General features: G+C 44.5%; 16 protein-coding genes and 1 pseudogene. 10 read left to right on the top strand and 7 right to left on the bottom strand.

The features are described 5' to 3' along the window. Positions 1-105 precede the first annotated feature (105 nt). From pflB to D464_RS0103295, 9 genes and pseudogenes are all read left to right on the top strand, one after another. Complete coding sequence (pflB, locus tag D464_RS0103320) at positions 106-2,352, top strand: formate C-acetyltransferase (RefSeq protein WP_018910140.1); 2,247 nt, start codon at positions 106-108, stop codon at positions 2,350-2,352. Then, a complete protein-coding gene (pflA, locus tag D464_RS0103315; RefSeq protein WP_051076958.1) occupies positions 2,339-3,121 on the top strand; it encodes a pyruvate formate-lyase-activating protein in 783 nt (260 codons plus the stop codon). The genes pflB and pflA overlap by 14 nt, the downstream gene beginning before the upstream one ends. Before the next feature lie 256 nt (positions 3,122-3,377). Continuing rightward, the gene (locus tag D464_RS13895) at positions 3,378-3,674 is read left to right on the top strand and encodes a COG3415 family protein (protein WP_244264085.1); all 297 of its coding nucleotides are present in this window, start codon (positions 3,378-3,380) and stop codon (positions 3,672-3,674) included. Between the two features lie 43 nt (positions 3,675-3,717). Further along, complete coding sequence (locus D464_RS13890) at positions 3,718-4,113, top strand: hypothetical protein (protein WP_036908493.1); 396 nt, start codon at positions 3,718-3,720, stop codon at positions 4,111-4,113. Beyond that, positions 4,091-4,156, top strand: a pseudogene (locus tag D464_RS14170) (hypothetical protein); the annotation flags it as partial. The gene D464_RS13890 and the pseudogene D464_RS14170, both read left to right, overlap by 23 nt. Positions 4,157-4,230: 74 nt before the next feature. After that, positions 4,231-4,419, top strand: coding sequence for a transposase (locus D464_RS14165; RefSeq protein ID WP_409371853.1), 189 nt, complete (start codon positions 4,231-4,233; stop codon positions 4,417-4,419). A gap of 26 nt (positions 4,420-4,445) precedes the next feature. After that, the gene (locus D464_RS0103305) at positions 4,446-5,483 is read left to right on the top strand and encodes a hypothetical protein (protein WP_018910138.1); all 1,038 of its coding nucleotides are present in this window, start codon (positions 4,446-4,448) and stop codon (positions 5,481-5,483) included. A gap of 3 nt (positions 5,484-5,486) precedes the next feature. Continuing rightward, complete coding sequence (locus D464_RS0103300) at positions 5,487-6,182, top strand: HAD family hydrolase (RefSeq protein ID WP_018910137.1); 696 nt, start codon at positions 5,487-5,489, stop codon at positions 6,180-6,182. A 68-nt stretch (positions 6,183-6,250) separates the two neighbouring features. Continuing rightward, the gene (locus D464_RS0103295; protein WP_018910136.1) at positions 6,251-6,925 is read left to right on the top strand and encodes a phosphatase PAP2 family protein; all 675 of its coding nucleotides are present in this window, start codon (positions 6,251-6,253) and stop codon (positions 6,923-6,925) included. A gap of 33 nt (positions 6,926-6,958) precedes the next feature. On the opposite strand, the gene D464_RS0103290 is transcribed toward D464_RS0103295, so the two are convergent. After that, the gene (locus tag D464_RS0103290; protein WP_018910135.1) at positions 6,959-8,380 is read right to left on the bottom strand and encodes a PepSY-associated TM helix domain-containing protein; all 1,422 of its coding nucleotides are present in this window, start codon (positions 8,378-8,380) and stop codon (positions 6,959-6,961) included. A 160-nt stretch (positions 8,381-8,540) separates the two neighbouring features. On the opposite strand from D464_RS0103290, the gene D464_RS12470 reads away from it, so the two are divergent. Beyond that, positions 8,541-8,972, top strand: a complete 432-nt coding sequence (locus D464_RS12470; RefSeq protein WP_024985729.1) for a hypothetical protein — start codon at positions 8,541-8,543, stop codon at positions 8,970-8,972. A gap of 49 nt (positions 8,973-9,021) precedes the next feature. On the opposite strand, the gene D464_RS14065 is transcribed toward D464_RS12470, so the two are convergent. The 6 genes from D464_RS14065 to D464_RS0103260 all read right to left on the bottom strand — a co-directional run bounded on the left by D464_RS14065 (position 9,022) and on the right by D464_RS0103260 (position 21,271). After that, positions 9,022-9,144 carry a hypothetical protein gene (locus tag D464_RS14065; protein ID WP_262502519.1) on the bottom strand — a complete coding sequence of 41 codons (123 nt, stop codon included), beginning with the start codon at positions 9,142-9,144 and terminating at the stop codon, positions 9,022-9,024. 480 nt (positions 9,145-9,624) lie between these two features. After that, on the bottom strand, positions 9,625-12,126 hold the full coding sequence (locus D464_RS0103280) for a zinc-dependent metalloprotease (protein ID WP_018910133.1): 2,502 nt from the start codon (positions 12,124-12,126) through the stop codon (positions 9,625-9,627). Between the two features lie 73 nt (positions 12,127-12,199). Beyond that, positions 12,200-12,889, bottom strand: a complete 690-nt coding sequence (locus D464_RS0103275; protein ID WP_018910132.1) for a peptidylprolyl isomerase — start codon at positions 12,887-12,889, stop codon at positions 12,200-12,202. 17 nt (positions 12,890-12,906) lie between these two features. Beyond that, positions 12,907-15,321 carry a translocation and assembly module lipoprotein TamL gene (tamL, locus tag D464_RS0103270; RefSeq protein WP_018910131.1) on the bottom strand — a complete coding sequence of 805 codons (2,415 nt, stop codon included), beginning with the start codon at positions 15,319-15,321 and terminating at the stop codon, positions 12,907-12,909. Further along, a complete protein-coding gene (locus tag D464_RS0103265) occupies positions 15,308-20,434 on the bottom strand; it encodes a translocation/assembly module TamB domain-containing protein (protein WP_018910130.1) in 5,127 nt (1,708 codons plus the stop codon). Before D464_RS0103265 ends, tamL begins: the two co-directional genes overlap by 14 nt. Positions 20,435-20,737: 303 nt before the next feature. Next, positions 20,738-21,271: a low molecular weight protein-tyrosine-phosphatase gene (locus D464_RS0103260; RefSeq protein WP_018910129.1), complete on the bottom strand. Its 534-nt coding sequence runs from the start codon at positions 21,269-21,271 to the stop codon at positions 20,738-20,740. Between the last annotated feature and the right edge of the window lie 165 nt (positions 21,272-21,436).

Genomic DNA, 21,436 nt, shown 5'->3' with positions numbered 1-21,436 from the left:
CTTTTTTTACCTAACTTTGACCCCGTAATTTAGTAATGCTTTGTCATTATGAACATTTACAAACTAATTCACTAAACGTTTTACATAATAACAAAACAGACAATTATGAAAAAAGCATGGAGAGGATTTACTGGTACAAAGTGGCTTGATGAGGTCAATATGCGTCAGTTTATACAAGACAATTACACTCGTTATGATGGTGATGCTTCTTTCCTTGAGAAACCAACCGAGGCTACTAATAAACTTTGGGGCATGCTCAAAGACCTTCAAAAGCAAGAGCGTGCTAAAGGGGGCGTATTGGATATGGAGACAGAAGTCGTTTCTAGTATGACCGCATACGGTCCTGGATATATTGGCGAAGGGACTAAAGATTTGGAAAAGGTCGTGGGTTTACAGACTGATAAGCCGCTTAAACGTGCCTTTATGCCTTATGGTGGTATAAAGATGGCCGAACAAGCCTGCACTACTTATGGCTATGAACCATCAGAGAAACTACACGAAATTTTCACAAAATACTGCAAGACACATAACGATGGCGTCTTTGATGCTTACACTGATGAGATGAAGCTCGTCAGACACAATCATATTCTTACAGGACTTCCTGATACTTATGGGCGTGGTCGTATCGTTGGAGACTATCGTCGTGTGGCATTGTATGGTATCGACTTCCTCATCAATGAAAAGGTAAAAGACCTACGCAATTGTGGCGATGGCACAATGACCGAAGAGGTGATTCGCCTTCGTGAAGAGATCTCTATGCAGATTAAGGCATTGAAGGAAATGAAAGAAATGGCAGCTATCTATGGTTATGACATCTCTGAACCAGCAAGCAATGCACATGAAGCTGTGCAGTGGTTATACTTTGGTTATCTTGCAGCTATTAAGACACAAAATGGTGCTGCAATGTCAGTGGGGCGTATTTCTACCTTCTTAGATATCTATATTCAGCGCGATTTGCAGGAAGGAACACTAACAGAGGTTGAGGCACAGGAACTTATCGACCACATAGTTATGAAGTTCCGCATGGTTAAGTTTGCTCGTATTCCATCATATAACCAATTGTTCTCTGGCGATCCAGTGTGGGCTACGTTGGAGGTTGCAGGATTAGGAATGGATGGTCGTTCAATGGTAACGAAGAACGATTTTCGCTTCTTGCACACACTTGAGAATATGGGTCCATCACCAGAACCTAACCTCACCGTATTATATAGTTCACGTTTGCCAAAGCCTTTCAAGGATTATGCAGCAAAGATATCCATCTCAACAAGTTCTATCCAATACGAGAATGATGACGTGATGCGCCCTATATGGGGAGATGATTATTCTATCTGCTGTTGCGTATCAGCTACACAGACAGGTAAGGAGATGCAGTTCTTTGGTGCACGTGCTAACCTTGCGAAGTGCCTCACCTATGCTATTAGTGGCGGTGTAGATAGCAAGACACGTGAGCAATGTGGTCCAGCTTATCGCCCTATTGAAGGCGATGTGGTAACCTACGAAGAGTTTATGCCACGCTTCATGGATATGATGGAATGGCTTTCGGGAATCTATGTAAACACACTGAATCTCATTCATTACATGCACGATAAGTATTTCTACGAAGCAGCAGAGTTAGCGCTTATCGATACAGATGTGCGTCGCACTTTTGCTACGGGTATTGCTGGTTTCAGCCATGTGGTCGACTCTATTTCAGCTATCAAGTATGCCAAAGTAAACATCATTCGCGATGAGACGGGATTCCCAATTGAGTTTAAGACAGAGGGTGACTTCCCACGCTATGGAAACGACGACGACCGTGCTGATGATATTGCTGTTTGGTTGTTAAAAACCTTCATGAACATGATTCGTAAGCATCACACCTACCGTAACTCTGAGCCTACAACAAGTATTCTTACCATCACTTCTAACGTCGTATATGGTAAGTTTACGGGTAATATGCCTGATGGTCGTCCTGCTGGTGCACCATTGGCTCCAGGTGCTAACCCATCTTATGGTGCTGAACAAAATGGTTTGTTGGCATCGTTAAACTCAACGGCTAAGCTCCCATACGAGTACGCTTTGGACGGAATATCTAACACTCAGACCATCAGTCCAGATGCTCTTGGGCATAACGATGAGGAACGTTTCAGCACACTTGTGGGTGTGATGGACGGCTATTTCAGTCGTGGTGCACATCACTTGAATGTCAATGTATTTGGTGTTGACAAACTAATCGATTGTATGGAGCACCCAGAGAAGGAGGAATATGCCAACTTCACCATTCGTGTAAGCGGTTATGCGGTGAAGTTCATCGACCTTACTCGTGAGCAGCAATTGGATGTTATCGCACGTCGTGCACATGGTTCAATGTAAAGTAAATAAATTGCAGACAGACAGTTCACAATTAACAACGCCCGAAACGATGCTCCGAGTGCACTCGGTTGAATCGTTTGGATCGGTTGACGGACCTGGTATTCGCTTTGTTATCTTTCTGAAAGGGTGCTCAATGCGGTGCCAGTATTGTCACAATCCGGATACTTGGGACAGAGCGGGGGGCAACCTCCGCCCTGTTGATGACGTTCTTTCGCAAGCATTACGCTATCGCACTTACTGGGGAGAGAAGGGCGGAATCACCGTGAGTGGTGGAGAAGCGTTGTTGCAAATACGTCCATTGACAGAGCTCTTCCGTAAGGCTAAAGGCATAGGGGTTAACACTTGCCTCGACACTTCGGCACAACCTTTTACTCGAAAGGGCAATTTTTTTGTAGCTTTTGAAGCGTTGATGCAATACACCGATTTAGTATTATTGGATATAAAGCACATTGATAACCAGGCGCATAAGCAGCTTACGGGTTGGGAGAATGAGCATATACTTGATTGTGCACGTTATCTTTCCGACATCAAAAAGCCTGTTTGGATAAGATATGTGTTGGTTCCTGGGATTAATGATGACGATGAATCCCTATACAAGTTACGTGCTTTTATTGGTACATTAGATAATATAGAACGCATAGAAGTCCTCCCCTATCACGACTTAGGCGTTTACAAATGGGAGCAATTAGAGATTCCCTATTCACTTTCTGACGTTAAACCACCTACGAAGAAAAGTGTGCTTCATGCACAGGAGATATTAATGAAGTAATCGAATAAAATTTTTCAAGAGTAGACGAGCCCAGTACCAATTCTTCAAGACACCCCCTATTTCCTATTCACAATCATAATATACTAAAGAAGGATTTCGCTGATTAATACTAAAAAAGGACGCAGATAGTTGCTTTGTAAAAGACAAAATACGATATCTGCACCGAAAGTTCTACTATTAAATCTGCGACTAAATAATCTGAAGATGGTAAGTAGATGTTGAAAAATAGTTTATATCATACTTTTTTCGTACCTTTGTGCGGACATATAAAAGAAGTACAACTATCGGAAAGATCAAGATTATAGAACTGACAGACAAAGAGCGTCTTCAGTTGGAGGAGAGCTTCCGGCTTGGTAAGAGCCATTCCTTCCGTATGCGTTGTCGTGCCATACTGTTGAAATCCAATGGTCTAACATCAAAAGAAGTCGGTATTCAAACAGAAATGACACACATATCAGTCAACTCATGGGTGAAACGGGTCGAGTGTGAAGGTGTCAAGGGCTGGATACACGTCTCGGGCGAGGTCGGAAACCGATATAATAGACAGTTCTGACGAGGAATTGGTACGCAGGACCATCGAGAATGACAGGCAGAGCATGAAGAAAGCGAAAGAAGCCTGGCAGCAGGCTTCCGGCAAGAAAGCGAGCGGAAAGTACCTTCCGGGCTTTTTTATCCGCATTGGTGCAAGATATAGACGTATAAGGAAACGTTCCAAGGGGAGCCCCTCGCCGCAGCTCTATGCTTACAATAGAGAGAAGCTGCAGGAACTCGTACAACAGGAAAAGGACGGTCTTATAGACCTTTACTATGGTGATGAGAGTCATATCTGTATGGATGGATATGTGCCATACGGATGGCAGTTCCGCAGTGAAGATGTCTACATCCCCTGTGAAAGAGGTCTCCGGCTCAATATATTCGGCATGATAGACCGCAGGAACAGATATGAGGGATTTCACTACGACAGAGAACATGACCGCAGACAAGGTCGCTGACTTTCTTGACCGTATGTCGCTCCGTATCAGCAGAAGGATCTTTGTAGTCCTTGACAACGCAAATGTACACAGATGCAGGCTTATGCGGGAACTTCTTCCCTATGAGAAAAGTGGTGGCTGTTCCTTTTCTTTCTCCCTCCTTATAGCCCACATCTTAATATTGCCGAGACTCTTTGGCGCATCCTCAAGGGGAAATGGCTCAGACCTGTGGATTATCTCTCAACAGATGCCCTGCTCTATGCCACAAACAGAGCCTTGGCGGCAATCGGGGCTGGAATCAAAATCAATTTTAACCATATAGCTTAGTATAAATTAATTCTTACGACCTACTTATGAAACTAAAAATAATACTTATAGCTGCGTTAAGCATGGCTGTAACGACTGTTTTCGCACAAAACGTAATGCGTAATCTAAGCCAGTGTGAACGCGTTGCATACAGTGATTTTAAGTCTGTCCACCCCTTCGAATACATCAAGAAGGATAACAACTGGCAATTACTTTACATGCTTCGCACACCGAGTACGGCTAAGGCTTTGCGCAAAGCGGGGCTTACTTTCAATGATGAGCAGCTCGCTTACTTAGAGAAAGCAGGGATGGTAAAGCAGGTGGAAAGTAATAAATGGCAAACCACCTTACCTATCTTTGACATCGAACAAACGGCTGCACTTCGTCAATTAAGCCGATCTATTGCAACAGACGTGATGGATAAGTCGGAGGGTGATTATCGACAGCTTGTTACTGAATTAGGCAAGAGTAATTTTGCTGATAACGCTTTTAGCATTGCTTTCTCCTATATGCTTGATGGCTTGGCATGGGATGCGATAGCACCAGATAGATATAAATTGGATAACAAAACAGACTGGAAAGGAGTGGTTTGGATACTTTGTGAACCAAGAAAGAAAACTCAGTTCGGCACCAACAGCTATGGTTCTATACAAGAAACATGGACAAGAACGAGCCTTAAAAATGCCCCGCAACATGCTGACTTAATGCCTTTAGCACAATGCCTACTCGATAATGAGGAGTTGAAAGATGCTACTGTTATCGACCACCTAAAGCCTTACGGCATTGTTAATGAGGCTGGGAAGTTACAGATACCAGTAATTGACAGGGAGAAACAAGATGCTGTCAACAATCTTTGTCATCGATTGTCTGCGAGCTTAGCTTCAGCCGTTAAGGATAATATCACACGTGCTCAAGCGATTACAAAGATTGATGATAAGCGCACTTCCATCGTCCTCTTTCATGAAATAATGTGGGATACTATCGACCTTTTACAGGCTCGCAACCTTGTAAAAGTCCCCGAGGTATTAACGAATGAAGCGGCTCCTAAGGAACAGTTCCGCAATGTTATGTTCGTAATTGAATAGACGATGAGGGATATATCACTGATTGCTTTCGATGCTGATGACACCCTTTGGGAATGTCAAACTTACTTTGCTTCAGTGGAGAAAGATTATTGTGACTTATTGAAAAACTATGCTCCTGCTGGGGACATATCGCAGGCTTTGTTCGCAACCGAGACCGCCAACATGGAGTTGTTGGGCTATGGTAGTAAGGCGTTCATCCTCTCCTTGCTCGAAAACGCCACACACGTGAGTGACGGGAAACTGACTTCTGCGGAAGTGGCAGCCATCATCAAGATGGGAAAATCGCTCTTGCAATTACCAGGCAAGCCGCTTGAAGGAGTAGAAGAAACCTTGCAGGAGCTACGCAAATCGGGCTTATATAAGATGGTAGTGTTTACTAAAGGCGAGCTATTAGACCAAGAGTCAAAGTTCAAACGATCGGGTTTGAGAGATTGTTTCGACGATATTGTCGTGGTGTCGGATAAGACTCCTGCAGCTTACGAAAGACTTTGTAAGCAATATGGAATCGGCATTGAGCAGCTCTTAATGGTGGGTAATTCGTTCAAGTCGGACGTTGAGCCAGTGTTAAAACTTGGTGGTTGGGCTGCCCATATACCCTTTCCTACTGTCTGGCAACACGAAGTTGTCGATGAATATGAGCATCCTCATCTTTTGAAGATGAAGTCATTTAGCGAACTGGAAACGCTCGTGAATGGATGAAATCAACATTAGAAAGAATACAGATAATAGATAACAGAGATTAAGAATATAACTAATCTACAGCCAAAATGAAAGAAGTTTTCATTGAAAATATCCTCAATTATGATCAACATGCCCTATTGGCAGTAAACAGCTTACACAATCCTTATTGGGACTTGTTCATGGTTTCCGTTAGTGGGAAGCTCATCTGGCTACCCTTGTATGTGTTGATTCTTGTGTTGCTCATACGTAATTTCACCTTCAAGGCAGTGTTTTTTAGTCTGCTGGCAATCGGTGTAATGATACTCATAACAGACACTCTGACAGCGCAGTGGATACGTCCGATGATAGGAAGAATGCGTCCAAGTAACCTTAATTGTCCGATTGGTCATTTGGTACATGTCGTTAATAATTATCGAGGTGGGGCTTACGGCTTCCCCTCCAATCATGCTGGTAATTGCTTCGGGTTGGCTTTCTTCATCTGTTTCCTGCTTCGGAAGCGATGGTTGTCGGTGTTTATGATAGTTTGGGCAACCATAGTTTGCTATTCAAGAATGTACCTTGGCGTGCATTACCCAGGTGATATTCTTGGCGGATTAACCTTTGCTTTGATTGGTTCTGCACTCGTTTATCGCACCTTATTATATGTAGAAGGCCCTTATCATAGCCGTCAGCTCAAGGGGACGCTCTTACCTGTTTGGGCGGGCTTAGGCATATTTGCTTATATTACTGTTGCCTCTTTGGTAATGTATATGATGGCTTAGACCATTCGAGCAAATCGTATGCTCGAATAGTCTTTATAGTTTCTTCCCTGATACCAAGACGATTATTAGAAGAATACCTATAATGAAGATAAAGGCAAAGGAACCAATACTTCCCATGTAGATACGTCCTGTATGCACCTCCAATGCCGCGTTCCAAAGTGACATGGGGCAGTCTTCTAAGTCGGAAGGTTGGGCTGGGAAAAGTGTACCAGTGAAGTAATCAGCCCAACAGAGATACCCTTTAAAATCAGAACTATAGCCCGAGATGGTTTGTCCTGTTGGTGCTGTGCCTGGGATGAGGACTCCTGCATACAAGGAGGCATCGCATGGTTCAATATAATTTGTTTGTCTATTCCATCGGTAGAGACCATCAAACGAACCCACAAGCCACGTTCCCGTCGATTCATGTTGCCATACGTTTTGCCCCATCACACTAACAGGTGGGGTAGTGGTGAGGGCTTTCGGCTGACTTATTAATGATGTCAAGGAATAGAAACCATCGGAGGTTGAAATCATCCAATCGTGTTTTTGGTCGTCATAACGTATCATCCTTAACTTGTCATACCATGCGTTATCACTGTTCAATACCGTTCCCGGCAGTGGACGAGTGCTGTTGGTGGCAAGGAGAATCATAAGAGGTGGACGTAATGCCCAGCCTGTTATTGCGATAAAGAGGGTGAGGAAGAAAGTGTAGATACCCACTTGTTTATGCCACTTAAACATCTTTACACTGCGAGGACGTGCCCACAACCATATTCCAGTGACGCTTAGAAGAATGAGAACAAGGGCTATTGCATCCATAAAGAGCTTTCCCCAAGTACCAAATAAGCCTCCGCAATGCAAAAGCCAAAGTTGTTTAAAGAGGCTAACCTTGCCATCGTAACCTGCAGGAGCATGTAGTTGAAGGCGTTGGAAATGGTTATATGGAGCGTTGGAGATGTATAGATACGATCTACTAAGCACTACCAAGGTATCACCACGCATACTTATATCCGATAAGAGTTCGTCATCATCTTCCTTCGGGAGGCTCACTTGCTGCCAAGTGTTGTGTTCCTTCAATCGGTATAAGCCCATGATACCTGCGGCAAAGAGTTCTCCTTGTGGAGTTTGCACTACTCCCCTTATCTGTCGATAGTCGGCTCCTGTGGGTAAGCCGTTGTTAAATTCGGTAATAGAAGAGGCGGTACTATCGGTTAAGAAACAGCCTGCGGCACCATAGATAAGCACTTTCTCGGTATTTGATTTTGGGTCTTTATAACGTAAAGTACCCCGTAATAAGCCATTGTTCCAACGCTTAAAAGAATAAGAGGAAGGCAAGAATTTCCTACTGACAGATAGGTTTGTAAATGTGCTGCGATGGTTGAGAATGATGCCAGAGAGGCTGAACATGATGACAAAAAAGCAAATGATTATTCCTAACCACTTATGGTACTTGTGCCATGTCTTGCGTTTCATTGATTACTATTGATTAGTGAGATGTAATTAAACAGAGTATATTCTTTAAGTCTGCAAACTTACATAAAAAAGAGGAATAATCGGTATTTTCCATTGCTAACTTTGCTTGTTATGATTGAAAAAGCGTACTTTTGCATTCATTGATAAACGTATATACTCAATGATAAAGAAATTAACAGCGGTTTCAATAATGGCTTCTTTTCTCCTTTGCGCTTGTGAGCACGGACAGAAGGAGGCTAAGTTTACGGAAATCGAAAAGACTATTGACACACTAAAAGAGAGTTTCGAGAAGGGTAACAAGAATGTTCAAGCAATCAATGCAAGTAATGCCGGCTTTAGAGAGGTGGGTGAGGTGAAAGTGAAAATTACCACCCCTTGCTTCGGAGTGCACAATGCTGACGACCTTGATATGCTCCCCCGACTTGACGAGGTGACGCATAAAGACTCCTCATTGATAGCTAAGCTCAATGCAGGAGACGTCTTTATCTTGCAAAGAGGGGAACAAGGAATCAAGGAGATGGAGACAGAAACGAAGGCACTTGTTAGTTTCCAAGTAGGAAAACTATGGATATGGAAGTCGGCAATCAAGTAACAGCTCCATTGCTATTAATGGTTTACTATCTTATAAAACAACGTCCTCTTTAATTAAATAAACCGATACTGAAGCCTACATTATATAGATTGGGATGCCCCGATGTGCTAGCAGATGAGAAGTCGCCGAAGACCTTTACAAACCACATGGAATGTGACTTTTTAATCGTCATAGGGAATTGGTACATCACTTGTAGGCTCCCATGGATGAGATTGGCATCGTAGAATGACTTGTCTTTAAGTATTACCTGCTGTGCAAGTAAGGCTGTTGGATCAGTGAGATGAAGCCTTGAACGACTGGTGAATGTACCCTATTGCCTGATAAGACTGTGTCTTCCAAGATACATTGAAATGCAAAGTTACATATAAAAAGGAGATTAGACAATACCTTGAAATAGGTATAGAAGGAGTATGAGAAGCCTCATCTCTGCCCCCTCACAGAATGGCGAGGGAGAGTAGATAGTACTAGTGGCATTGGAGGTAATGCTTCATAAAAGCAGAGGAAATTGCATGATACAATTTAAAGAAACGCCTCCTTCATATCGAAGAGGGCGTTTCTTTGATGTGAGAAGAGGCTCTCTTTAATGCAAAGAGACGCCCTCTTTATTTCGTTCGGAACATCCCCTCCAGTGGAGAGGATTGAAGAGACTTCCTTACTTCACGCTATTCTGCCGTTCACGAATTAGTTTTATCTGGCGCAGAATATCGTTGTAATGCAGGAGATTGAGGTCTGTGCTGATGGCAGCCTGCGCCTTGCAATACTTCTCAATAGTATCAAGCTGCTGTCCAAGATACAGCGATATATCTGACGGACGAGCGCGGTCTATAGCTATGGATTTATCTTTCTCCTCTTGATTAAGGAATGCATCGAGCTGCTTGATATAGGTACGCTCCAACAAACGACGTGTACGAACTTTCACGTCATTAGTCGATGATAAGGGTTGCCAAACAGCCTTGAATACATCGTTCAAATAGTCCTTGACCTGATAAGCACCAGCCGCAAATTGATCCTTGTAAATCTTATCTATCAACGAACCATTCAACAATACCTTCAAAACTCGCCCTTGTTGTGCAGCGATCTCATCGACAGCATTGACTCCAGAAACATCTGTCATCGTTGACGGATAGAGCCAGACTGGAGCGTCGAAGAGCTGTCGGGAGAGATAGTTAACAGCGTCTCTTCCCTTTTGTGCAGGTGCCACCTCGTAAGGTTTCTGCCCTGGCATGTTATTGATGTATCGCCCTCCAACGTTCTTAAGAACGTGGTTTGTGTATCGATTGAACTGACTGATAACACTCTTCCACATCTCTATCCTGTCCTCGTATCTATCGTTAGTTTGATGCGTCCATGTAGGTAAGGCGACTATGATGCGCTTAAGGTTCTTAATGCCATACTCACTCGCTTTCACATTGTCATCACCCAAGTCTTCAGTCTGCGCACGTGGGTCTTCGTTCTTACCCTCGCCTCCGAACCATAGGCGCGGATTGGTTGCTAAGACCTTAGAAGTCTCTGTTAACAACCCTTCCTTCTCGTCTATCTCGTCCTTAAACTCAGGTCTGTACTGATAGCCCCAGCGTATTGCCCACTTGTCATAGTCGTTTATTCGTGGGAAAAGACCACGTTCGGAAATATGGTCCTCGGGCTGAGCTACGTAATTGAAACGGGCATAGTCCATGATACTTGCAGTGTGTCCGTGCTCTTCAACCCACTTCTTATCACGCAACTTCTCCACTGGTGTGGCGTGACTGGCACCCATGTTGTGACGCAAACCGAGTGTATGTCCGACCTCATGGCTCGATACGAAGCGTATCAATTCACCCATGAGTCGGTCGTCCATGTGCATTGTCTGTGCTCGTTTGTCAAGTGGTCCGCATTGCGTCATGTACCACTTTGTCAATAGATTCATCACATTGTGATACCAACAAATATGACTTTCGATGGTCTCCCCACTGCGAGGATCGACAATGTGGGGGCCGTATGCGTTTTCAATCTCAGCTGGTAAGTAACGCAAAACATTGTAACGTGCATCGTCAACACTCATCGTTGAATCATCTTCCGGCCAATCCCTTGCTTGGATGGCATGCTTGAATCCAGCCGCTTCGAAGGCTACATTCCAATCCTCAATACCCTGTTTTAGATAAGAAACCCACTTCTTTGGCGTTGCAGGATCTATATAGAAAACGATGGGCTTAATCGGTTCTGTGAGTTTGCCTCGGGCGTAGGCTTTCTTGTCTTTAGGCTCTAAGCGAAAGCGAGAAATGAACTGTTCGCGGTCGGCGCGGGTCTGATCATCACTGAAGATAGTATATCGATTGGTGAAGTAACCAACCCTCGGATCCCATATACGCTTGCGCATTGGAGTCTTAGGAAGTAGTACTATACTCGTGTTCAGACCGATGGTCATGACCCCAGTTGATGATGCCGGAGCGGAAGAAGGAGTACTACTATAGGTGCGTGTTGTGGCTATTTCGGCATTGATCGGATAGACCTTCATCGTGTCAATAAAGGTTCTGTCGGACTGCAACGAACCGATTTTCAGTTGTTTAGCAGCATTCTGTGGAATACTGACGACACCATTATCCTTGATGAATAAAGGGGTCACTTCGATGAGCTGGTTATTAGTCTTCTTGTTGCGACCAATTACTTTGAACGAGGCGATGATAGGGTCGGCAGTGGAGGCTTTGAGCGTTCGGGATATGCGACTCTTTGGGTCTGCTTCCTGTGAAAGAACGTATGCGCGGAGGTTAATAGTCTTATTGTCGCGTTGCTCGAAATAGAGGGTCTGTTGGTTAATTGCCTCTCCCGAGAACTTGCCGAAGCTCTGTGGTACGGCGGTGAAACGCGTTACAGCCAATAGATAACGACCCAGAATGGAGTCTGGGAGTTCGAAGTACCACTTGTCTTCGATATGCCTTATCGTGAAGAGACCATCGTGTACACTACCGCCTTTCTTCATTAGTTGTTCGTAAGAAGAGGGCTTCTCCTTATCCTTGGCATCTTTCTTATCATTACTATCATTCGTCTTTGCTGCTACTGATTGTGTGTCCGTAGAATCGTTAACAGCATAATATATATACCTGCTGTGGGCTACTCCCGTGCCAGAAGCAAGTAGGAGAGCAACCAAGCAACCTATTAGTTTCTTATTGATTACCATTTTCTGTTTTACACCTTATTATATATAGGCAATGGCAAGGTACTTAAAACGACCTTACCATTACATCATCACTTTACTTCAAAACAATTGCCTTGCGAATACGGAGGTCTGTCGTTGGACGGTCGTTATCGTCTACGGGCTGTCGTTGTATTCGATCAACAACATCCAAGCCATCGACTACTTGACCGAAAACAGTATATTGTCCATCAAGATGAGGAGAGCCTCCCTCAGTCTTATATAACTGACGAACTGCAGGCGACATCTTCACTGTTCCACCTGTATGAGCATCCAGTCTCTCTTGCGCCCAATCGAGTTGCTTGTCCGTAAAACGTACACCCCAAACAATGTAGAATTGCGTAGATGACGACTTACGTTGTGGGTTTACATCATCGCTTTCACGCGCTGCTGCGACTGCACCTCGGCGGTGCAACAACTCGGGATAATGTATCTCTGCGGGTAGAGAATAGCGTTCGGGCGTATCGCCAAGAGCCTGTCCCGGCTTGGCATTCTTCGATCCCATGTCACCAGTCTGCACCATGAAGTCCTTGATAACACGGTGGAATAGCACCCCATCATAGGCTCCGCTGCGTACTAACTTGAGGAAGTTATCACGGTGCAGAGGCGTTTCGTTAAAGAGTTCGATACGTATATTACCGCTGTCAGTCTCTAAGAGCACCTCATGACGAGGGGCTTCTGTGCTTTCCTGTGCATAGCTTGTCACAATAGAAGCAACCATTAGTAATAATAAAAAAAGTCTTTTCATATATTCTTAGAAATAGTTTAGAAGGGCAGACCAATAGCCAGATGGAGGGTCTGAGCATCCTTGAATTTAGCTATGTTATATAGTCCTCTCTTGCCCGTGTTATAGGGTACATGCAGTCCAACTCCCCAATCGATACGTAGCATGAAGTAGCCTATATCATATCGAAGACCCACCCCTGTGCCTAATGCCATTTGCTTAAAAGTATTCTTAAAGACGAATTGTCCACCTTTACGAGCCGTGTCGTGATGTAGTGTCCACACGTTTCCTGCATCGAGGAAGACTGCCCCATAGAGTGAACCAAGCAGGTGGGGACGGTATTCGAGGTTCATTTGGAGCTTCAAGTCACCTGTTTGTTCAACGTAGGAACGGCGTCGGAAGGATGAACGATAGCTTCCGGGACCTATCTGTCGGGCGTTGAATGCACGAATACTATTGGCTCCTCCAACGAAAAACTGCTCTGTGTAAGGAGTTACCTTGCTATTACCATAAGCCCAAACAGCGCCTGTGTTGGCATGAAAAGCAATACTGCTCTTTTCTGCCAAAGCCCATATTTTAGTGAAGTTAAGCTCTACTTTAAAGAATTGAGCAAATGGATTCTTAAAGAGTTGTTTGTTCTTTTCACTCCAGCGATGCCCTGTTACAGCATAAGAAGCAGCTAAAAGGTTGGATGCCTCACTAACTGTTGCCCAGAACTTGATGGGGTTTCGATAGTTAAAAGGGCTCGTATGGGTATATTGGAACAGCATTTTTGGTATGAACTGATCCGCCATTGAGACTTCAAGATAGGGGAGGCTTGCTATTAAGGTGCGGTAACGAGTGGTTACCTTGTGCATATATTCGTATGTTAGAGAGAGCGGAGAATAAGAGAAACTATTGCGTTCATTAGGCTGCCATTGGTACGTTAGCTCTCCAGAAACTACATGTCTCTTAAAGTACTTAGCGCGGTTTAGCACATCAACTGATGCCTTTAGGGTTGTTGTTGGAGTAGTATAGTAAGTGCGGGGAGGCTTCGGAGTATATTCAATGCCCCTTGCTTCAGCCTCAGCAATCTTCTTCTGGATGCGTTCCCACTTCTTTCTTGGAGATAAGACAAAGGGATTTACGAGGCGAGGAATTTGTAGACTACCCTCAAGACCATAGTTATAATTGCTCACACCAAGCCTATCTTGCCCATTACCATCATTATTGAACGACCACTCATAAGAGCCATGTGCGCGCAAGTCGAGCTTCTCTCCATTTCGAAAAGCATTGCGCTTGATGAGTCCGATGTTCCCTTCTGGACCATACTGACCGCTTGTCTTGCCTTTCGCATACGCCTCGATATAAAAATCGTAAGGCTTATCAAAGGTGCAATCAACCGTCATGTCCAATATACTACAACTGTCCGTGCTGTCACGAGGAGTAAAGGTAAAGTTGGTGGCAGCGAACAATCCGCTACCATTCAACTGTTGTTGACTGCGCTCAACAAGCTCATTATTGTACAAAGAACCCGGCCATACCTTCAGATCATTAGCTATTGTGCGTAGGCGGAGAGGCGTTCGTTTACCATTGTAATTGACAGTTACATCTCGAAAAGACTGTTTATTGTGTAACTGCTCCATGAACTGTCGCTGCAAGTTAATCGTCACTTTCCCTATCTGCCAAGGTCTTAGTGCCTTCGAACTAATCGAGTCCGCCATTTGTAAACGGACGTTAGCTACACCATACACGTTGGTTGTGTCGGCCAGATAACTTGCATCGTTATTCTGGTAATAGTAGTATCCGTTGTTCCGAAAGAGGTCTGTTATGCGCTTTCGTTCTTGCTCTAATGTGGCCACATCGAACGCATCTCCCTTATGCAAGAGAGCCTTATCTAAGTTCTTCGTGATGAGACTGTCAGCCACAGGAGGGAAGTTCGTGTACCGCAAACTATCGATCGTCCATAGGTGACCCATGTCCACTGTGTATTGCAACTTACCCTTCTTTGGATTCTTCTGGGTTAGTTTCTCGTAGGTGATCTTACCATTGAAATAACCTCTCTTACGTAGTAGGTTCTGTCCCACAGTGACGCGTAGATCGGGCGTAGTATTGCTCATTAAGACAGGAGTAGACCCAAAGGTACGCACGATCCAACGGCTGAACTTCGTTGTATCTGGTGTAAAGGCATTCCATATCCAAAGCCCTATTGGGAATGGAGAACGATGACTGGGACTACCCAACAAAGCGGCATTTGGTGTTGTTGCAAGCACCAAATCAAGTTCTTCTTGAGTAGCTGCAAAGTGTTTATTTGACTGGTAATTCTTATACAGAGTAGGCTTCATTCCGATGTACAACTGCTCTCCATCGGGGATAGCAGAGGTTGTGCTACATGCCGAAAGGAGTAGTAGAAAGGCACTCATCACCGATAGACTTATGAGCGCGAAACGTCCTTTATGATTTTTATCTCTTCTCATTAACAAAATTAATTAAGCTATCCTTGCGTGGTTTCTCTACCTTCGGAACCACTACGGGATCATCGTTTTTAAAGCGGAAGATGTCTCTAAAGCTCTTTAACTTGCGTCTCCACATGAATCCGGCACCGTATTCACTGAGGTTACCTTCCAACCAGTCGTATGCTTCCCGTTCGTAGTAAAGCTTGAGATACTTGGTTTCCTTCTGGTTAAGACGGTACTCCAACGAGAAGTTATCGAAGTAGGCTCCATTCTCTTCAGAGAACTGTGAGCCTGTAGAAACGCGTCCGCCCATGATGATGCGAAGCCTGTTATTCCACAACCTCTTGCTGAACTTGAACGTATAGTCAGTGTGCAACGTTCCGTTAATGTCTGCTGCACTCTCCATGTTAGCCGATAGGTCGAGTCCCATAGAGTTGAGTGCTTTGCCTGTAATGGCGTTAACTTGGGTCTGTAAGAAGCCTGCTAAGGCACCACCCATCGCTGTATTGGCACTTGTGGAGTTACTTCCATCGAGGTACATACCTGATGCAAGCATTGTTACAGCAAGCTTTGAACGCTCTTCAACACTCTTAGTATTCAGTGTGTTCTGCATTTCTTGATCCTCTGGAGCACTAATGATAAACTGCACGCCAGGCTTTGGGAATTGCTTAGAAAGGCTCACTCCACATTTGAAGTCGACGATTCTTCCATCGTTACCATTCGATACACTCGTGCGCACATCTTCGGTTGCCACGATGCTAAGCGTTGGTTTCATGGGGTCTCCAGTGAACTCTACATAACTTCCATCTTGTATGTTGAACGTACGAAGCGGTATAATAGGAAGGGAGTACTTCATCTTTCCGTCATTCAGAGTATAGCGTCCCCTTAAGCGCACACCATTGGTTCGGTTATATTCTAATCGTAGATCACCTCCACCTGTAAAGGCTAAGTAGTTGGAGTTATCAGCATTGAGAGAGCACATCAGATGAGCCTGTTCGTCAACATTGACAAGCATCGACATCGTGAAACCAGTTATGTCCGGGCGTTTAACAACATCAACTGTTGAATCCTTGAAGTTCGTAAACTGCACAAGATCCTTCAGTTCCGTATCTGTTGCCAAGGTACCATCTCGCACTATATAAGTCATGTCGGAAGTCCCCAGAACATCCAGATTTCCAACCAAAGTAAGGTTGTTTAACGGTCCACTCATTCGACCTCCAAAGTCTACAAATGCCTTTCCGTAGACCTCTGAACGTGGGTTCTTTCTGGCATTGATAAGCTGGAAGTTCTTTGCTTGCATACGTGTATCAAGGCGCATATTATCCAACGATGAGAAGTCAAGATAGCCTGATATGTCTAACGGCGAACCGTTACTTGCGATCATTTCAAAGTTCTCGAACTCTATATGACTATTACGTATTGTGACTGGATCATCGGCAAATCGCATCTTAATTCCATAAGGGACACTAACCAAGTAAGTCGAATCCAAGTACACCTCCCCATTGATGTTTAACTTGTTCAAAGGTCCTTTTAACGTTAGAGAACCTTCTCCCACGCCATCGAGCCCCACGATCTGATCGGGTACAAAACCATTGATGTAATTCAGTGGGAAACGGTTCATTTCCAACGTAGCATCCAACTCTCCCTGTCCTTCTCCACGATAGACACCCGACAAGGAGCCCACTCCCTTGCCATCTTGTGTTATAATAGCATCAACGTAATGAGAGCCATCTTCCTTCGGCATATACACGAATTGCGTACCGACGTTACCCATCGGACAATTCTCATAGACCAGTTTATTGATGGTCATATCACTAGAGATTGTGAGGTCAGAGGTCGTTTGCACGATATGATAATCACCATTAAGAACACCGGACATGTTGGGTGAGAAGGGGAGAACCTTAAATAGACTGCCCAGCTCGAATTGGTTCATTGAGATCGTAACATTCTGTAACGAAGTTGTGTCCTCATCCTCTGTTGTTACCGTCATACCAGCTCCATCTGATGCCAAAAGGCGTAGATTAGCCGATAAACGATGATCACGTGCTATATAGATATAGTTCGAGTCGTTCGCTGTAAATGTCTTATAACCTAAGATGGCTTGTGGAGAAGTGATAGAAAGGCGTATGCCCCGACCCACCATTGCAGCCTGCAAAGCCAAGTCGAAACCTGTATCTCCCTTGTTATCAAGTATCGTTGCATGTGTTTGTAAGCCGTGTTCATAGAGTACGCCACGCAGATGTCCATGATAAGGATAGGTATTATCGGCTTTATTCAGTATGGCGGCATCATAATTCAACTGCCCATCTACACTGGAAAGGTTTACCCTTACGCTATCTAAATGCACATTGTCATAAACCAAGGAGTCAATGTTTATCTTACCATTTACGCCCTCATGCGGTGAAGATGATATGTTGATATCTGCCAAACTAAATGCGTATCCATCCTTCGCAAGCATATTGCTAAACAGATTTCCGCGTCCGCTACGCAACGTGAAATGCCCAGTTGGTAACAAGCGGATGATAGCGGGCTGGTCAATACGCCTATGATGAATCTGTTCCCGTAGTGTCTTTACAAGTTGATTTCCCGTCTTTGCCATCTGATCAACACTCCCATTGAATGCCGTATTGAGGTGGAAATCACCGCCATCGACGGCTACATGTACCGAATCACGCATACTCGTCAAATCCAGATTGACGTCTCCTGGTGCGTAGGTACGCTTGCTATCATTCACTTGTAAGTCTCCCAACTTACCATTGAAACGCATATTATCAGCACCATTCATGCCGAAGTCGGCATTAATAGCAAACTTGCTTGATAACGGCTTATCGATGACTCCGAGTTGATAGAAGTCCACTTGTGGGAAGAGTCCATTGATGGATCCATCTATCTTAGGACCTTTCTTCGTTAGATCAAGGTTGAAGCTGCCTCGTGCCAAGGCAACTCTTCCACCCTTCCGAACGTCATCCAGTGCCAAATCAGCTATGTGTCCATTCACAGCAAAGCTATTCTTAAGATCCGACCGAAGCTCCAGATCAGCCCCAGCAGCTACTATGTAGGGTTTATCAATCAGTCCTAAGGCTTTTAAGTTAGCTTCGGTAAGATTGCCATTAAGGTGAGATAACAAACGATTATTGCGTATATCAGCTTTCACATTGAAGTCGCCAGCAGCCAAGAGAGCACTCCGCTTGCGCCCTTCCTGTAATACTTTGAACTTACGAACAACACCTTGTACATGGTGATTAGCCTTCATATCTGAACGAACATCCATGTCTGTCCATGTCGAAACGACGTATCTTTCCGTCATAACGCCCAACGCATGGAGGTCAACACGGCTCAACCAGCCATGCAAATGACCATCAACTAACTTCTGGTTAGCACGTCCTTTATAAGTGAAGTCGCCTCCCAGCATCTTATTCACACTCTTTACGTGTGCCGAAAGTAGGTCTCCATGTTTAGAAATATCACCATTCAGTCCATCAAGCACATATTTCCCATAACTGAAACGACGAATACGAAGACTTAAATTAGTGGACGATTGCGGACTCATAAAGTCCGTTCCGCGTCCATGCGTACGCACACTTCCCGTGAAAGGCGACAATCCCATGTGTGGTAAGAAGCGTTGTATAGGAAAGTTCGTGGCATCCGCTGTGAGGCGATACAGGCTATTTGAAGGATTAAAAGCACCTTTGACACGAATCTTACCACCTCCCTGTGCCAATGACATAGAGCCAGAATAAAGGTTTTTCCGTACATGTATGTCTCCATCAACAGCCACAGCTTGAGGCAGCGCAATGGTTTTCCGAATACTTGCAGGCAATAGTTTCTGAACGAAACCAAGGTTTTGAGCCACACCTTTAAGGCGTAAGTCACTGCGTAAAGGCTTGTTCTTTGCCATCATATCAGCCACCCATCCCGTACCCGTAAGGTCGAAGTAGCCCGGCATAGCAAGTCTCAACCGTTGGAAGGAAGCCGAACGAAGATTGCCTGCAAGGGTTCCCTGTATGGTTAATCGCCCTCCCGGCATCGCCTGATAGATGTTTCGTGGAATGGAAGTAAGGAACGGATGCAAGTCAGTCTTGCTCACATAGCCATCCATGTGGGCGTTAAGTGTACCGGGATGAGCGTCATCAAAGGCATTCATATCCATTCGCAGGCGTCCTGATAACTCACTATTCGGCATGAGAAGATAAAGGGATGGCAATTGGATAGACGTTGCGTCCATCCTAAAGGGGCATCGCAAGTCACGCACCACAAATCCACTTCGCTCTTTGAAGTTGCCTGCACGCACACGAAGACTTATCTTTGGCGCAGCAAAAAAGAATGAGTCTATGCCCAAGTTAACGTCTCTCATAGCGATGTGAGCCGCATCAAAGCCCGCAACAGCACGTTTGACGAAAGGTTGGTCATAGTTGAATGCACCTCCATGCCAGTCTATGTCCGCCACTTTATATATGTTGTCATGCAAGAGAAGTTCTGTTCCTCGAGCCTTAGCATCGCCGAATAGCGCCCGAACAATCATCGTGTCGCCCGGCATGTGGAGCTTGAAATCAGTCTTGGCAAGGTTCAGCTGGTCTATATTTATGCGCCACAAGGGGTTCTGCTTATGTGGGTCTTCAGGCACAGTGTCGCCCAATGCAACATCAATCCAGCCTCCCTCAATGTCCGCCTTATTCACTCTTACGGAGTCACCAACGAGGTTTACGGCATGACTCACAATGTGTAAGCGTTGCAAGTTACCCTTAATTCGTAAGTCACCGATGAAGTTTGTGGTATTAGCCTTCAGTCCTGTGAATGTCAGTTCGTTTACTTCTACACGCTTCTCAAGCAATGGCCATAGTCCAATACTAGCCACTAAGCGGTGTACATCAGCAACAGTATCCTTCTGCGTAGGTATAGAGTCGTTTGCTTTTATCATCTTTAAACCATCCAACTGGAGGTCTAAAGGATAAGAAAGGTTCACTCGGTCAATACTAACCTGCATCCCCGTGTGATTTGAAACATAGGTAGCAACCTGCTTTACAGCCCAGTTTTGAACAGGAGGGCAGTAAAGTAGAACAACCAAGAGGAGGAATAGGACGACCGGAGTTGCTATAATAGCAACCAGCCACCTCATGCTCTTTTTTATATTCATCACGTTAGTCTTGCTAGCGTTCCGTCCATTATCAGTAGTGCTAATAGGCGTTAAGTCTTTTATTACTAATATCTAATTTAAGACTACAAAGTAACAGAAAAAAATTGAATTAACGATAGATAGTAGGCGAAAAATTACATACTTATATCTGAAACAATGCCACAAAGTAGGTACAGACGCCCTCGATTGGAAACCCCTCCCAGCCTCCCCCAAGGGGAGGAGAAGCCTCACGGAAGCTAATTAGGGAATAGTTTTGAGGTATAGAAAGAGCCACAAAGTAGGGACAGACGAGGGCGTCTGTACCTACTTTGGAGCTATGTTTGGGGAATATCCCTTCTCTTTTAGGGGATTGAGGGAGGCTTTAATCAAGCCCTCACAACCATCTTCTATTAAGTCCAAAGCCAACTCAAAGGCTTCTGCACCACCATAATAAGGATCCGGAACACAGGTTGCATTCTTATGACGAGTGAAGTAATCAGCCATGCAAACGACCTTTCCTCGAGCAGTCGCATCGGGAGCTTGCGACGTAATATACCGATAGTTATCTTCGTCCATGACCACGATTTGATCGAAATAAGCGAAATCCTTGCGTGCATCAAACTGCCTTGCATGGTGGTTCACATCGTATCCTCGCCTCTTTCCGTGCTCTCTCATGCGCTTGTCGGGGAGCTGTCCAACATGCCAATCGCCTATCCCTGCCGAGTCAATCTCATACTGATTGCTACATCCCCGTTTGTCTACTAAATGCTGCATAACGGCATGTGCCGCTGGAGAACGGCATATATTCCCTAGACAAATGAATAAGATTCGCTTCTTGTTGTTTGTTGTCTTGCACATAGTTGTTACTTTTCTTTATTGTTATATGATTTTCCGACGCATTGTGAATAGTATCTATTGTAACGCGTCTGACTAATACTTTTGAGTTGACAAAGTAACGAAAAAAAACTGAGATAAGCGTTATTTTTATTGAGATAATTACCTATTTATAATAGGTAAAGTTAA

The sequence above is a fragment of the Prevotella veroralis DSM 19559 = JCM 6290 genome, from assembly GCF_000377625.1.
GTDB lineage: Bacteria > Bacteroidota > Bacteroidia > Bacteroidales > Bacteroidaceae > Prevotella > Prevotella veroralis.
This window is presented reverse-complemented; position numbering and strand designations above follow the sequence as displayed.

Coding starts and splice junctions, on each gene's coding strand:
- D464_RS0103265 (WP_018910130.1), bottom strand. CDS start 20,434: ATGAATATAAAAAAGAGCATGAGGTGGCTGGTTGCTATTATAGCAACT.
- D464_RS0103295 (WP_018910136.1), top strand. CDS start 6,251: ATGAAAGAAGTTTTCATTGAAAATATCCTCAATTATGATCAACATGCC.
- D464_RS0103300 (WP_018910137.1), top strand. CDS start 5,487: ATGAGGGATATATCACTGATTGCTTTCGATGCTGATGACACCCTTTGG.
- tamL (WP_018910131.1), bottom strand. CDS start 15,321: ATGAGAAGAGATAAAAATCATAAAGGACGTTTCGCGCTCATAAGTCTA.
- D464_RS0103305 (WP_018910138.1), top strand. CDS start 4,446: ATGAAACTAAAAATAATACTTATAGCTGCGTTAAGCATGGCTGTAACG.
- pflB (WP_018910140.1), top strand. CDS start 106: ATGAAAAAAGCATGGAGAGGATTTACTGGTACAAAGTGGCTTGATGAG.
- D464_RS0103260 (WP_018910129.1), bottom strand. CDS start 21,271: ATGTGCAAGACAACAAACAACAAGAAGCGAATCTTATTCATTTGTCTA.
- D464_RS0103275 (WP_018910132.1), bottom strand. CDS start 12,889: ATGAAAAGACTTTTTTTATTATTACTAATGGTTGCTTCTATTGTGACA.
- D464_RS0103290 (WP_018910135.1), bottom strand. CDS start 8,380: ATGAAACGCAAGACATGGCACAAGTACCATAAGTGGTTAGGAATAATC.
- pflA (WP_051076958.1), top strand. CDS start 2,339: ATGGTTCAATGTAAAGTAAATAAATTGCAGACAGACAGTTCACAATTA.
- D464_RS13890 (WP_036908493.1), top strand. CDS start 3,718: ATGAAGAAAGCGAAAGAAGCCTGGCAGCAGGCTTCCGGCAAGAAAGCG.
- D464_RS12470 (WP_024985729.1), top strand. CDS start 8,541: ATGATAAAGAAATTAACAGCGGTTTCAATAATGGCTTCTTTTCTCCTT.
- D464_RS14065 (WP_262502519.1), bottom strand. CDS start 9,144: ATGACGATTAAAAAGTCACATTCCATGTGGTTTGTAAAGGTCTTCGGC.
- D464_RS0103280 (WP_018910133.1), bottom strand. CDS start 12,126: ATGGTAATCAATAAGAAACTAATAGGTTGCTTGGTTGCTCTCCTACTT.